The following is a 12,222-nucleotide window of genomic DNA, read 5'->3' on the forward strand; positions in this document are numbered from 1 at the left end:
AACCCGGAAGCTAAGCCCTCCAGCGCCGATGGTACTGCACTCGGGAGGGTGTGGGAGAGTAGGACACCGCCGGACAACCATTCAATCAGGGCCACCCCTTTCAAGGGGTGGCCCTGATTGGTATATCCACCCCGGAAATCAACCTGCCCCTCGTTCGGCGAATCACCCGGGTGACCCACGTCTTCTCGGTACCGTCGGTGCGGGACCCGCGCCGCCGCGTGGTCCCCCGCCGTCATGGCGGGAAACGTGACGTGGAGTACGCCTCGTCCGCAATCGGTGCGGACCGGTCGGGGTACCTGTTTCACCGTACGACCGGAACTGACCGTCGGGACCGGCGGAGGCAGGAGTGGTCATGAAGATCGGAATCATCGGCTCGGGGCACATCGGTGGGACTCTCACCCGGCGGCTGCGCGCCCTCGACCACGACGTGACAGTCGCCAACTCGCGGGGGCCGCAGACCCTCACCGACCTGGCGCAGGAGACCGGCGCCACCGCGGGCACGGTGGAGCAGGCCGTGCAGGACGCCGAACTGGTGATCGTGGCGGTGCCGCTGCTGGCCGTCCCCGAACTCCCCCCGGAGCTGTTCGACGGCAAGGTGGTCGTCGACGCCGACAACTACTACCCGCAGCGCGACGGCGACATCCCCGAGCTGCTGGACCGCAGCCTCAGCTCCAGCCGGTGGACCGCCGAGCACCTCAAGGGCGCCCGGGTGGTGAAGGCCTTCAACAACATCCAGGCCCAGCACCTGATGGACAACGGCCGCCCGGCCGGCGTCGGCGACCGGATCGGCCTGCCGGTGGCCGCCGACGACGCCGACGCGAAGCAGCTCGTGATGCAGCTGGTCGACTCGCTCGGCTTCGACCCGGTCGACGCCGGCACCCTCGACGAGAGCTGGCGGCAGCAGCCCGACACCCCCGTCTACGGCACGGACCGCGACGCCGACGGCGTACGGCAGGGACTGGCCGAGGCGCGGCCCTGAGCGGGCGTACGACAGAAAAAAGCCCCGCCGGCGATCAGCCGGCGGGGCTTCGTCCTGCCCGCGGTCAGGACGGCTCGGGGCCGCAGATGAAGCGGGGCTCGGCGTCGTAGGTCCAGCTGAACTTCTCCCGCTTGACGACCTTGCCGTCCTTCTTGATGACCCGGAAGGCGTCCTGGGAGAACCCGTCGCTGCCCACCGCGGCGATGCAGGTGGGACCGGGCTCGAGGTGGACCGTCTTCGGCTTGGTGATGTTGCGGCGCGGGCCGTACTCGGTCTTGACGCTGTCGTAGATCTTCGTGCTCCAGATCGACACGGTGATCGTGCTCGACGTGTACGAGGTGTCGATCAGGACGCCGTGCGGGGTGTTGTTGCGGAACTTGAAGTCCAGATCCGGCCAGAAGATGGTCGACTCGATCACCGCCGGGTAGCGGCTGAAGTAGAACGAGTGCGGCTTGTGCTCGACGTCCTCCAGACCCGCGTAGTAGGTGGCGTTGAACAGCGTCGTGGTGAACTGCGAGACGCCGCCACCCACGCCGGGCACCAGCTTGCCGTTGACGATCACCGGGGCGTCCTTGTAGCCCTGGTCGTACCCGCGCTCGCCGGTGTGGCCGTTGAGGGAGAACGTCTCACCCGGCTTGACCACCGTGCCGTCGACGTCCTTGGCGGCCTGGACGATGTTCTGGCTGCGCGGCGAGGAGAGCCCGCCGGGGAACCGGGTGGTGAAGGTGGAGACGCGCTCCTTGATGCCCAGCGCGCCGAGCTTCGCCTCGGTCAGCTCCGGCTCGGCCGGCTTGAGCTGCCCGCTGACCGTCCGCCCGTCCGTCTTCGGCAGGACGGCGAGCAGGTCGCGCCCGAGGGCGGCCGAGTCGAGCTGCTGGCCGGCGCGGCCGGGCACCATCTTCGGCTTGCCGCCGGAGATCGTCATCGTGGCGTCCTTCGGCGGCGACTCGATCGACGCCAGCTTGTCGCCGAGGGCGGCGCGCAGCCGCTTCACGTCCACCCGGGGGGTCAGCTTGCCGGCCTCGTCGGCGGAGAAGCGCAGGCCGCGCGCGATCGCCGCCGGCGGGATGGTCACCGTGCCCTTGTCGGTGGTGAGCGTGACCGGCTTGGCGACCGCCGGCCGGGCCAGCTCCTCGACCAGCCGGTCCACCTCCTCGGCGGTGGTCGCCGGGGCCTGCTCCACCAGCGGCACGGTCACCTGCCCGCCGGCGAGCCAGCCCTTCGTGACGACCTGGGCGGAGTGTTCCCGGTCCACCGACAGGGCCGGCTTCGGGTACACCGGCTTCGGGGTGGTGCCGGTGAAGATGATCGCCGGCATGGTCATCTCGCGACCCTGCTTGCCCATGACCCCGCGCAGCGCCGCGTCCAGCCGGTCGGCGTCGACCGTGACCACCGGGTCGACCGTGCGGGAGCCGAGCAGCCGGCTCACCGGGGGCGCGTCGGCCTCGGCGGCCGCCGCCACCGTGGCCTCGACGTCGATGGCCAGGCCCACGTCGGCCGGCCTGATCTCCGCCTTCTGCTCCCCCACCAGCACCGTCAGCGGGGCGTTCAGGGTGGCTGCCCGGCGCTCCAACTCGGCGCGCAGCTCCCGGGCCGCCTCGTCCCGGCTCCGGCCGCCGAGTTCGGCGCCGAGCACCGTCGTGCCCCGGGGCACGTCCCCGGCGTACGCGTAGGCACCGGCACCGCCGACACCGGCCAGCACCACGGCGGCCAGGCCGCCGGCGAGCAGCAGCCGGCCCCGGCGCGACCGTGACCAGCCCGAGCCGGTCTTGCCGCTCGGCTCCGGCTCGTCGCCCGGCCAGGTCACCGCGGTGACCTGCACCGTGGGCCGGTCGTCGGAGACACGTTTGTCGCCGTACAGGGTCACAGCCACCTCTATCGAGACGTACCACGTGGGGGGCTGCGGGCCCCCGGAAGAGACACCTACGGTAGCCAACTCTCGGCCGGACGACATCGTGCGGGCCGGTCAACATCGTCACCGCGTGTCGACCCCGCTCGCCCGAAGCTGCCGCCGCAGTGGCCCGGGTGTCCCCGCGAACGCCGCAGTGGCCCGGGTGTCCCCGGCGAACGCTGGCGAGAGAGGGCCGACCCGGCCGGGTCGGCCCTCTCCGCGTAGGCCGGTACGGCCAGCCCTCGCGCCGAGTCGGACCAGCGGCAACCTGCAGCCGCCCCGCTCACCCGACGCTCCCGCTGCCGTGGCACGGTGTGCGGGTGGCGGATCGGGTGCTGGCGTACGGCGGCGGGTGGCTGGACCGGGCGGCGGCGCTGCGCGGCAACCGGGAGTGGATCTCCGCCCGGCTGACCGATCCCGGGGCCGTGCTGCTGCCGCTCTGGCGGGACCACTGCCTCGTCGACGCCGACCAGACGCCGGTCCGGCTGAGCCCGGCCGACGCCCCCGAGGTGCTCGCCGCCGCCGAGGAGATCGTCTTCCTGGGGCTGGACGGCGAGGCTCCGGTCTTCGCCGTGGACCTTTCCGGGCGTACCGCGCCCGAGGCGGCCCGGCTGGCCGGCGCGGCCGCCACCGCGGACGTGCGCGCCCTGGTCGCCTGGCTGGACCCGGCCCAGGCAGCGGTGCAGGCGTACGCGCGCGGGCTGCTGCACTGGCACCGGCAGCAGCGGTACTGCGGCAGCTGCGGCTCGGCCACCGTGGCACGCGACGGCGGGCACGTGCGGGCCTGCTCGGGACCGCGCTGCGGACGGCTGCTCTTCCCCCGGATCGAACCGGCGATCATCGTGCTGGTCGAGGCGCCCGGGTCGCCCGACCGCTGCCTCCTGGCCCGGCACGCCGGCGCTCCGGAGGGGTCGTACTCCACGCTGGCCGGGTTCGTCGAGGTGGGCGAGAGCCTGGAGGACGCGGTCCGCCGGGAGATGGCCGAGGAGGCCGGGGTGACCCTCTCCGCGCTGTCGTACCAGGGCTCGCAGGCCTGGCCGTTCCCGGCCGGGCTGATGGTCGGGTTCCGGGCCACCGCCGCCTCCGAGGAGGTCCGGGTGGACGGCGAGGAGCTGCTGGAGGCGCGCTGGTTCACCCGGGACGAGCTGCGCCGCCGGGCGGCCGAGGGGCGGCCGCTGGGCCGGCCCGACTCGATCGACCACCACCTGCTCGGCAGCTGGCTCGCCGCCGGCGACTGACGTCCGCCCGGCCGCTCCCGACGTCGGAGATCGACTCCAGATCGCCGTGGTGGGGGTGTTGCGACCGCTCGGACACCTCGACGTCGCCGAAGCGGAGCGGATCAGGTGCCGGGTCGGCCGGCCGGATCGCGGTGGGTCATCGCCGGGGGGACGGGTCGCGGGGGCGCAGCGCCAGCCAGGCCATCCCGGCGGCGGTCAGCGCGGCGGCGCCCAGCGCGCAGGTGAGGATCCCCTCGACCGTGCGCGGCGCGACCAGCACCGCCGCGCCGGCCAGCCCGACGGTGGCCACCCAGAGCGGGGCGGCCGGGAACCGGGCGCCGCTGGCCACCCGGTCGTTGACCAGCATGAAGACGACCGCGTAGAGGGCGCCGGTGGCGGCGAAGAGCGGGGCCTCGCCGGCCAGGTGCAGGTAGTCGGCGCCGCCGGCCAGCCGGAACGCCAGCTCGCCGCCGAGCGCGGCGGCCGCCACCAGGACCGCGCCGCAGGCGAGGATGACCGCCAGGCCCAGCGCCCGGGCCCGCCGGTCGCCCTGCGCCAGCCGGGGCAGCGCGAGCAGGGTCACCACCTGCGGCGCCCAGAGCGCGCCCTTGGTGAGCACCGCGCCGACCGCGTACGCCCCGGAGCCGTCCGCCGACAGCAGCTGCCGGGCGAGGAGCAGATCGGCGTACGAGATGGTGAGCATCGCCAGCGTGGCCCCGCACGCGGTCATCACGTCAGTGGGTCGCAGGCCGCCCTCCGCTGCGGCGGACGGTCCCGGGCGGGCGGTGCGGGCGAGGCGGGCCAGCAGCGGCAGGACGAGCAGCCCGGTGCCGGTGGCGAGCAGCAGCGCGATGACCGGGCCCGCGCCGAGCGCCAGACCGACGATCAGCCCGCCGTACCGGCCGACGGCGAGCACGGTCATCCCGGCGGAGAGGCGCAGGAAGCGCTGGTCGCCCTGGAGCTCGCCGAGCCAGCGGCCGGCCAGCACGGTGGCGAAGGTGGTGGCCGCGAGCAGCAGGGTCAGCGCCACCGGCAGCCGCAGCAGCACGGTGAGCAGCGGCGCCGCCGCGACCGTGACCCCGGCGGTGACCCCGGCGGTGAGCAGCGCCAGCCGGCCGGTGGAGGTGGGGCCGCGCCGGGCGCGGTGCACGGCGACGGCGATCTGGAGCCCGAAGCCGGGCACGGCGGCGATCGCGCCCAGCGCCAGCACGGTGGCCAGCGCGCCCAGGTCGGCCGGGTCGAGCCGGCGGGCGCCGAGCACCGGCACCAGGTAGGCCAGGGCGTTGCTCAGGGTGGTGGCCACGGTGACGGCGGCGCCGGCGGCACCGAGCCGCGCCGCGCCGGTGTCCCTGCCGATGGTCTGTGTCATGCCGCCCCGAGTGGCCCGCGCTGCTCCGACGACCGCGGCTCGCGGCCGCCGGCGGCCGCGACCTCCCCGGCCCGACCTGGGAGACGGTACCGCTCGACCGTCCGGCCGTCAGCCCCGCACCCGCGACCCCTGCCCTCGGGGCCGGGAAGGGTCTAGTGTGCTGCCCCATGGCGTCGACGAACGTGGCCGCGGCAGCGACCTCCGGGCTGGCCGCGAAGCTTCCCGAGCGGTGGGTGGCGGACGGGATCCGGCTGGTCTATCCGCGGGTGGAGCCCGAACTGGCCCGGCTGGCCGACTTCGTGCCGCGCGGCGGCACCGCCGTGGACGTCGGCGCCTGGTACGGCCCGTGGACCGCGCGCCTGCTGCGCCGCGCCGACCGGGTCGTCTCGGTCGAGCCGACGCCCCCGCTGGCCCGCCAGCTGCGCACCGCCTTCCCCACCGTCGAGGTGGTCGAGGCGGCCGTCTCCGACCACGAGGGCACCGCCGCGCTCTACCTGCCCGACGGCGGCGCGATCGTCGGCACCTCGTCGCTGGAGCAGCCGGAGCAGGGCAGCCCGGTGCAGGTACGCCGGATCACCCTGGACTCGCTGGGCCTGACCGACGTGCGTTTCGTCAAGCTCGACATCGAGGGGCACGAGCTGCCGGCGCTGCGCGGCGGGGCGGAGACGATCCGCCGCGACCGGCCGGTGCTGCTGATCGAGGTGGAGGAGCGGATCCAGCCGGTGGAGCCGCTGCTGGAGCTGCTCACCGGCTGGGGTTACCGGGGGTACGTGCTGCCCGGGCGTACCTGGGTGCCGCTGGCCGACTTCGACCTCGGGCGGCACCAGCGGGAGGCGATCGCCCGGGTGGGCCAGAGCTTCGCCCGTCGGGTGCTCTGGCCCCGCCCCCGCTACGTCAACTCGGTGCTGTTCCGAACGGAGTGACCCGGCCGGCGGCGTCACTGCTGCGGCGTCGGGGTGCCGATGGCGACCTCGTTGGTGCAGAGCGTGACGCCGGGGTCGGCGACGCTCAGTTCGGCCGTGTCCCCGCCGCCGGTGAACTCGAAGAAGATCTGGTTCAGCCCGGTCTTCACCGGGAACCGCTTCTCCTTGCCGCCGAACCGGAACGTGGCCGTGCTGTCGCCGGAGCTGAGGTAGCCGATCCGGACCACCCAGAACCAGTCGTCGCGCGGCCCGGTGAGCGGCATCCGCACCGTCTCGCCGTCGGTGACCTTCCAGCCGCACGCCTGCTCCGGCCCCGGCCGGACGGTGGGGCCGTCGATGCGGACCGGGGTGATCCGGCCGGTGGGGTCGAACAGTGACGGCGCCTCCGCCTCGGTGACGAAGACGGGCCGCTCCGGCAGGGCGCGGAAGAACGTCGACTGCCGGTTGTACGGCGCGGAGAGCGTGGGCACCACGTCACCGGGGACCGGCTGGTCGAAGAAGACCGTGCCGGGCGGGGCGGCGGCCAGTTCGGCGCGGACGGTGTCCAGGTAGGTGCGGCCGGCCTTGACCGCCCACTCGTCGCCGAACCGGGCGGTCGTCCAGGCGGTGCCGAGACCCCCGGCGACCAGGGCGAGGGCCAGGCCGGCGGAGACCGCCTCCCGGTGGCGTACCAGCACGGCCGGGGGCGGCGGGTCGTCCGGGTCCCGGCCGCCGGTGAACGCCGCCAGCCCGGCCGGCTGCTCCGGCCGGTCGACGGGCGGCTCGGTGGGGGTCGGGTCGCCGGTCCGGTCCGCCGGGTCGGGCGCGGCGCCGGGCGCAGCCGGCGGGGTGGCGGTCGGCGGGGTCGTGGCGGCGCCCGCGCCGGCCCGCTGCGGTGGCGCGTCGAACGGTCGCGCGGCCGGCGGACGGGCCGGGGGCGGCAGATCGTCGTCGTCGTACTCGGCGTGCAGGACGCCGTGGCCACGGTAGGCGGCGGCCGGCACGGCGACCCGGGGGGCCGGCTCGGGGCCGGCCCGGCGCTCGGCGTCGGCGGCGACCCGCTCGGGCTGGGCGGCGGACCGGTCCGGGTCCTCGTCGTCGGCGCCTGCGGTCGCGGTGCGGGTGGGCTCGCCGTCGGCGGCGGTGGTCGCCGGGGTCCCGTCGCCGTCCGCCCGCGCGGCATCTGCGCCGTCCGTGGCCGGGTCGGTCTCGTCGGCCCGGTCCGCCGGGGCCGGGCCGGCGGGGGCGAACCGGTCCGGCACCGGCCGCAGGCCGAGCAGCGCGACGCCGATGCAGAGCGCGGCCACCACCACCACGTCGCTGACGTACCGGGGGACGGCGCCGGCGACGTCGCTGTAGATCGAGCCCAGCCGGGTGGCACCCAGCAGGGCGGTCACCAGGGTCAGGTACGACGCCAGCAGCAGCCAGGCCCGGCCGGCGACCCGGCGCAGCCGGACGGTCAGCACCACCAGCACCAGGAAGGCCGCCCAGGCGATCCACCGGCCCAGCTCCGGCGGCGCGGTCACCGGGGCGCCGTCACCGGCCGGCAGCCAGCGCCACGGCCCGCCCAGCAGACCCGGTACGACGGTGGAGCCGAGCAGCTGCCAGAGGAAGGAGAAGACCTCGCCGAGCGAGTCCGGCCGGCGCAGCGACGACTCCGCCCGGGAGCCGTAGAGGGCCAGGAAGCCCAGCGACATGGCGGTCAGCAGCAGCCACGACGGCCAGTACCGGCGGACGGTGGTCAGCACCGCCCGCACCGGCGGGCCGCCGACGAAGAGGAACGCGGTCAGCAGGAAGACCAGCGGCACCACCAGCAGCGCCTTCTCGAAGAAGAGCAGCCCGAAGAGCACGGCCAGGCCGAGGGTCACCAGGTGCCGAAGCCGGCCGGTGCGCACGTACCGGACCTGGGCGCCGACCGCGAGGACCATGGCGATCTGCATCGGCAGCATGTTCACCCCGACCGCCCACCAGGAGGTCGCCTCCAGGGTCAGCGGGCTGAACAGGAACACCGCGAGCGGCACCAGCAGCGCCCAGCCGGGGCGGACCAGGGTGCGCAGCAGCCGGGCGAAGCTCACCGCGAGCACCGCCTGGGCGGCGGTGAGGAGCAGGACGTACGGCCAGTAGGCGAGGCCGACCGCCCGGGTCACCAGCCAGGTGGCCAGCAGCGCCGCCGGCATGAAGTGGTTGTTGTAGAGCGTGAGCAGGAAGCCCGGGGTCAGGTCGGCCTCCGCGGCCCGGGCGATCAGCACGTAGTCGTCGACCGCCAGGTAGCCGCGGGAGGCGAGCTGCGCCCGCCAGACCAGGCTGACCAGGATCATGGCGACGGCCACCGCCCGGACCGGGTGGACGCGCGCCCAGCCGCCGACGAGGCCGGTCCCTTCGGGAGAGGTGGTCGTGCCGGTCGATGCCATGGCGGGAAGACTGCCACACCGGCCACCTGGCGTCCCATCAGGTCATCGGGTGGTTCCCGGTCGTCGCCGGAGCACGGCCGGGGCCGCGTACAGTGGCGAGCCACCACGGCGCGGTCGGGTCGCGTCCGGGCAGGCAGGTGGGGGTCGAGGGATGCGTGGACGGCTGGTGCCGTACGGCGTGGCCGCCGCCGTGGCGGCGGTGGTGCTCGCCCCGCTGGCGCTGCCCGGGTACGTCCTCAGCTACGACATGGTCTTCGTGCCCCGGCAGGCGTTGAGCTGGGACGTGATCGCCCCGGCCTCGGCGCTGCCCCGGGCCGTGCCGCAGGACGCCGTGGTCGCGCTCGCCACCCAGCTGATGCCCGGCTGGCTGCTGCAACGACTGGTGCTGGTGGCGATCCTCTGGTTCGCCGCGCTCGGCGCCGCCCGGCTGGTGCCCACCACGCGCACCGCCGTACGGGTGGTCGCCGCCCTCGGCTACGCCTGGACGCCGTACCTGGCCGAGCGGCTGCTGCTCGGGCAGTGGGGGCTGCTGCTGGCGTACGCGATGCTGCCCTGGCTGGTGGCGGCGGCGCTCGGGGTGCGCGCGGGCCGGCCCGGGGCGCTGCCCGGGCTGCTGCTGGCGGCGGCGGTCTCCGCGATCACCCCGACCGGCGGGTTGATCGCCCTGGTGGCGGTGGCGGTGCTGGTGCCCGGCCGCTACCCCGGCGCGGCCCGTCGGGCGGGCACCGCGCTCGCGGTGACGGTGCTGCTCAACGCGCCGTGGCTGGTGGCCGGGCTGGGCAGCGCCACCGGGGGCCGCTCCGACCCGGCCGGGGTGCCCGCCTTCGCCGCCCGCGCCGAGAACTGGGGCGGGTCGCTGGTCGCGCTCGCCGGCACCGGCGGGATCTGGAACGCGCTGACCGTCCCGGCGTCCCGCCAGGCCGCGGTGGTGCCGCTGGCCACCGGGCTGCTGCTGCTCCTCGCCGGGTACGGCCTGTCGCTGCTGCGCCGGCGCTGGCCGGCCGGCGCGCCCGCCCGGCTGCTGGTGCTGGCCGCCGGGTCGTGGCTGGTGGCGGCGCTCGGCGTGCTGCCCGGTGGGGGCGCGCTGCTCGGCTGGCTGGTCGACACGGCGCCCGGTGGCGGGCTGGTCCGCGACGGGCAGAAGCTGCTCGTCCCGTACGCGCTGGCCCTCGCGGTGACCGTGGCGCTCGGCGCGGAACGGCTCGCCGACCGGCTGGCCACCCGGTTCGACCGGACCACCGGGACGGTGCTGCTGGTCGGCGCGGCGATGCTGCCGGTGGCGCTCCTGCCCGACCTGGCCTTCGGGGCGCTCGGCCGGTTGACGCCGGTGAACTACCCGGCGGACTGGGCGGTGGTCGCCCGGCAGGTGGCCGACCGGCCGGGTGAGGTGATCTCCCTGCCGTTCCAGGAGTACCAGCGGTACGCCTGGAACGGCGGCCGGGTGGTGATCGACCCGGCCCCGCGCCTGCTGTCGTCGCCGGTGCTGATCGACGACACCCTGTGGGTGGGTGACGTCGCGGTCGGCAAGGAGGACCCGCGCGCGGCCCAGGTGCGCGACCTGCTCGCCGCGGGCCGTCCGCTGGCCGCCATGGGGGCGCGCTGGGTGCTGGTGCAGCGGGCGTCGGGACCCGCCGTGCCCGTGACCTCGATGGTCGGGCTGCGGCTGGCCCACGCCGGCCCGGAGTTGACCCTCTACGAGAACCCGGCCTGGACGGCCCCGGCCGGGCGGAACGGCCCCGGCCCGGTCGGCTACGCCCACCTGCTGGCCGGAACGGTGGTGTTGGCCATCGGTTTTTCGGGCACTGCGCAGGTGCTGCGGCGCGTGGTAGCGTCCCGGCACGCGAGTCCCGCGGAAGGAGAAGGTGGATGAGGAACCTGCCCGCGTTCGTCGCCGTCGGGGTACTCGGGGTCGTGCTCGGCCTGCTCGGCAGCGTCGGTCTGGCGAATGCGCTCAGCCCGTCCGCCAAGGAGGCCGCCAACTCCAAGGTGAGTGAGCAGAGCTCCGAGAGCACGCTGTACGGCACGCGCTGAACCACCGTCGACCGGGGCGTCCGCTGATGCGGGCGCCCCGATCGCATGTCTGCGGCAGTTCGCGCGCCGGCCGTCAGCGGGTGGCGGTGAGCCGGGCGACCAGCTGCGCGAAGCGCGCCCCGGTCGCGGCCCAGGTGAAGCGGGCCGCATGCGCCAGCGCCGCCTCACCCATCGCCTTGCGCCGCACGTCGTCGGCGAGCAGCTCGCGCACCCGGTCGGTGAACTCGGCCTCGTCGTCGACCAGCAGGCCGGTCTCGGTGTCGACCATCGCCTCGGCGACGCCCCCGGCGTAGCGGAACGCGACTGTCGGGGTGCTCCGGGCGGCGGCCTCGACGATGGTCAGGCCCCAGCCCTCCTTGAGCGACGGGGTGAGCGCCAGCCAGCAGGAGGAGAGCACCTCGTGCTTCTCCTCCTCGCTGATGAAGCCGGTGAACCGGACCCGGTCGGCGACGCCGAGGGAGTCGGCGACCTCCCGCAGCGGCTGCTCCCACCAGCCCTGACCGGCCACCACCAGCTCCAGCTCCGGCAGCTCCCCGGCCAGCTCGGCCACCGTGCGCATCGCGATCTCCACCCGCTTGTGCGGCACCAGGCGGCCCAGCACCAGCAGCGACGGGTGGGCGGTGCGGGGCAGCGGCGGGCCGGTCACCGGCGGGGTGCCGTTGGGCACCACGTCGATCCGTTCCGCGTCCACCCCCAGCTCGGCCAGCTCGGTGCGGCTGGCCTCGGAGACCGTCACGTAGCGGCAGCGCCGGTAGAGCCGGACCGCCAGCCAGGACTCGATCCACCAGCCCAGCCGGCACATCCACGGGCCGAAGACCACCGGCCACTGCTCCCGGTGCACATGGTGCACCAGGGCGAGCACCGGGCGGCCGGCGTACAGCGGGGCGAAGAACGGCACGCCGTTGCAGACGTCCACCACCAGATCCGGCAGGCCGCTGCCGCGCCGGCCCAGCGGGCCCAGCCCGAACCGCCCGGCCAGGTACGTCAGGGCCGCGCGGGCGTACACCGTGTGGCGGGAGCCGCGGCGCAGCACGCGTACACCGTCGGGGTTGGTCTCCTCCGGGCCGCCCTCCGAGTGGGCGGCGCAGAGCAGCGTCACCCGGTGGCCGGCGGCGACCAGTTCGGCGGCGATCCGCTCGATGTAGACCTCGGAACCGCCGCCCTCCGGGTTGCTGGTGTCGCGCCAGTTCAGGAACAGCACGTGGCGAGCGGTGGTGCTGCTGGAGGTGTCCACGCTGCTCCTACCGGTCAGTAAGTGGCACGATCGCGCCACCCTAGGGCGGCCCGGGCCGCGTACGCAATGGGTCGGACCGGCAGCGACGATCGGATAACAGCTCGTCGACCGGGGGTTTGCCGGGGACCCGAAACCTTGGCAGGGTGTGTCAGCGCGGCACGATGCGGGGTCGGTGAACACGCCGGTCG

The 12,222-nt window shown here is 75.2% G+C and carries 9 protein-coding genes and 1 rRNA gene; 6 read left to right on the top strand and 4 right to left on the bottom strand.

Translation table 11 applies throughout. The annotated features are described in order from the left end of the window. A 5S ribosomal RNA gene (gene rrf, locus ACTMTB_RS29965) occupies window positions 1-75 on the top strand; the annotation flags it as partial. 277 nt (window positions 76-352) lie between these two features. Continuing rightward, window positions 353-979 (top strand): NADPH-dependent F420 reductase, encoded by a 627-nt coding sequence (locus ACTMTB_RS29970; protein WP_441149499.1) that lies wholly within the window; start codon window positions 353-355, stop codon window positions 977-979. Window positions 980-1,043: 64 nt separating this feature from the next. On the opposite strand, the gene ACTMTB_RS29975 is transcribed toward ACTMTB_RS29970, so the two are convergent. After that, window positions 1,044-2,852: a VanW family protein gene (locus tag ACTMTB_RS29975; protein WP_441149500.1), complete on the bottom strand. Its 1,809-nt coding sequence runs from the start codon at window positions 2,850-2,852 to the stop codon at window positions 1,044-1,046. 332 nt (window positions 2,853-3,184) lie between these two features. Here ACTMTB_RS29975 and nudC point away from each other — a divergent pair, with 332 nt between their 5' ends. Next, window positions 3,185-4,108 (top strand): NAD(+) diphosphatase, encoded by a 924-nt coding sequence (gene nudC / locus ACTMTB_RS29980; RefSeq protein WP_441149501.1) that lies wholly within the window; start codon window positions 3,185-3,187, stop codon window positions 4,106-4,108. Between the two features lie 136 nt (window positions 4,109-4,244). On the opposite strand, the gene ACTMTB_RS29985 is transcribed toward nudC, so the two are convergent. Beyond that, a complete protein-coding gene (locus tag ACTMTB_RS29985; protein WP_441149502.1) occupies window positions 4,245-5,456 on the bottom strand; it encodes a polysaccharide biosynthesis protein in 1,212 nt (403 codons plus the stop codon). Window positions 5,457-5,623: 167 nt separating this feature from the next. Here ACTMTB_RS29985 and ACTMTB_RS29990 point away from each other — a divergent pair, with 167 nt between their 5' ends. Beyond that, a complete protein-coding gene (locus ACTMTB_RS29990; protein ID WP_441149503.1) occupies window positions 5,624-6,379 on the top strand; it encodes an FkbM family methyltransferase in 756 nt (251 codons plus the stop codon). Between the two features lie 14 nt (window positions 6,380-6,393). Here the strand turns inward: ACTMTB_RS29990 and ACTMTB_RS29995 are convergent, their stop codons facing one another. Continuing rightward, complete coding sequence (locus tag ACTMTB_RS29995; protein WP_441149504.1) at window positions 6,394-8,769, bottom strand: hypothetical protein; 2,376 nt, start codon at window positions 8,767-8,769, stop codon at window positions 6,394-6,396. Between the two features lie 151 nt (window positions 8,770-8,920). Here ACTMTB_RS29995 and ACTMTB_RS30000 point away from each other — a divergent pair, with 151 nt between their 5' ends. Together ACTMTB_RS30000 and ACTMTB_RS30005 are read left to right on the top strand one after the other, a co-directional pair. Further along, on the top strand, window positions 8,921-10,639 hold the full coding sequence (locus tag ACTMTB_RS30000) for a hypothetical protein (RefSeq protein ID WP_441149505.1): 1,719 nt from the start codon (window positions 8,921-8,923) through the stop codon (window positions 10,637-10,639). Next, the gene (locus tag ACTMTB_RS30005) at window positions 10,636-10,800 is read left to right on the top strand and encodes a hypothetical protein (protein ID WP_157745799.1); all 165 of its coding nucleotides are present in this window, start codon (window positions 10,636-10,638) and stop codon (window positions 10,798-10,800) included. Before ACTMTB_RS30000 ends, ACTMTB_RS30005 begins: the two co-directional genes overlap by 4 nt. Before the next feature lie 73 nt (window positions 10,801-10,873). On the opposite strand, the gene ACTMTB_RS30010 is transcribed toward ACTMTB_RS30005, so the two are convergent. Continuing rightward, entirely contained in the window at window positions 10,874-12,034 is a 1,161-nt protein-coding gene (locus tag ACTMTB_RS30010) for a glycosyltransferase family 4 protein (RefSeq protein WP_441149506.1), read from the bottom strand. Between the last annotated feature and the right edge of the window lie 188 nt (window positions 12,035-12,222).

Source organism: Micromonospora sp. L32 (genome assembly GCF_052068055.1).
GTDB classification, from domain to species: domain Bacteria; phylum Actinomycetota; class Actinomycetes; order Mycobacteriales; family Micromonosporaceae; genus Micromonospora; species Micromonospora purpureochromogenes.

Excerpts from the sequence above, each read along its gene's own strand:
- ACTMTB_RS29970 (WP_441149499.1), top strand. The coding sequence starts at position 353 with ATGAAGATCGGAATCATCGGCTCGGGGCACATCGGTGGGACTCTCACC.
- ACTMTB_RS29985 (WP_441149502.1), bottom strand. The coding sequence starts at position 5,456 with ATGACACAGACCATCGGCAGGGACACCGGCGCGGCGCGGCTCGGTGCC.
- ACTMTB_RS29990 (WP_441149503.1), top strand. The coding sequence starts at position 5,624 with ATGGCGTCGACGAACGTGGCCGCGGCAGCGACCTCCGGGCTGGCCGCG.
- ACTMTB_RS29995 (WP_441149504.1), bottom strand. The coding sequence starts at position 8,769 with ATGGCATCGACCGGCACGACCACCTCTCCCGAAGGGACCGGCCTCGTC.
- ACTMTB_RS30000 (WP_441149505.1), top strand. The coding sequence starts at position 8,921 with ATGCGTGGACGGCTGGTGCCGTACGGCGTGGCCGCCGCCGTGGCGGCG.
- ACTMTB_RS30005 (WP_157745799.1), top strand. The coding sequence starts at position 10,636 with ATGAGGAACCTGCCCGCGTTCGTCGCCGTCGGGGTACTCGGGGTCGTG.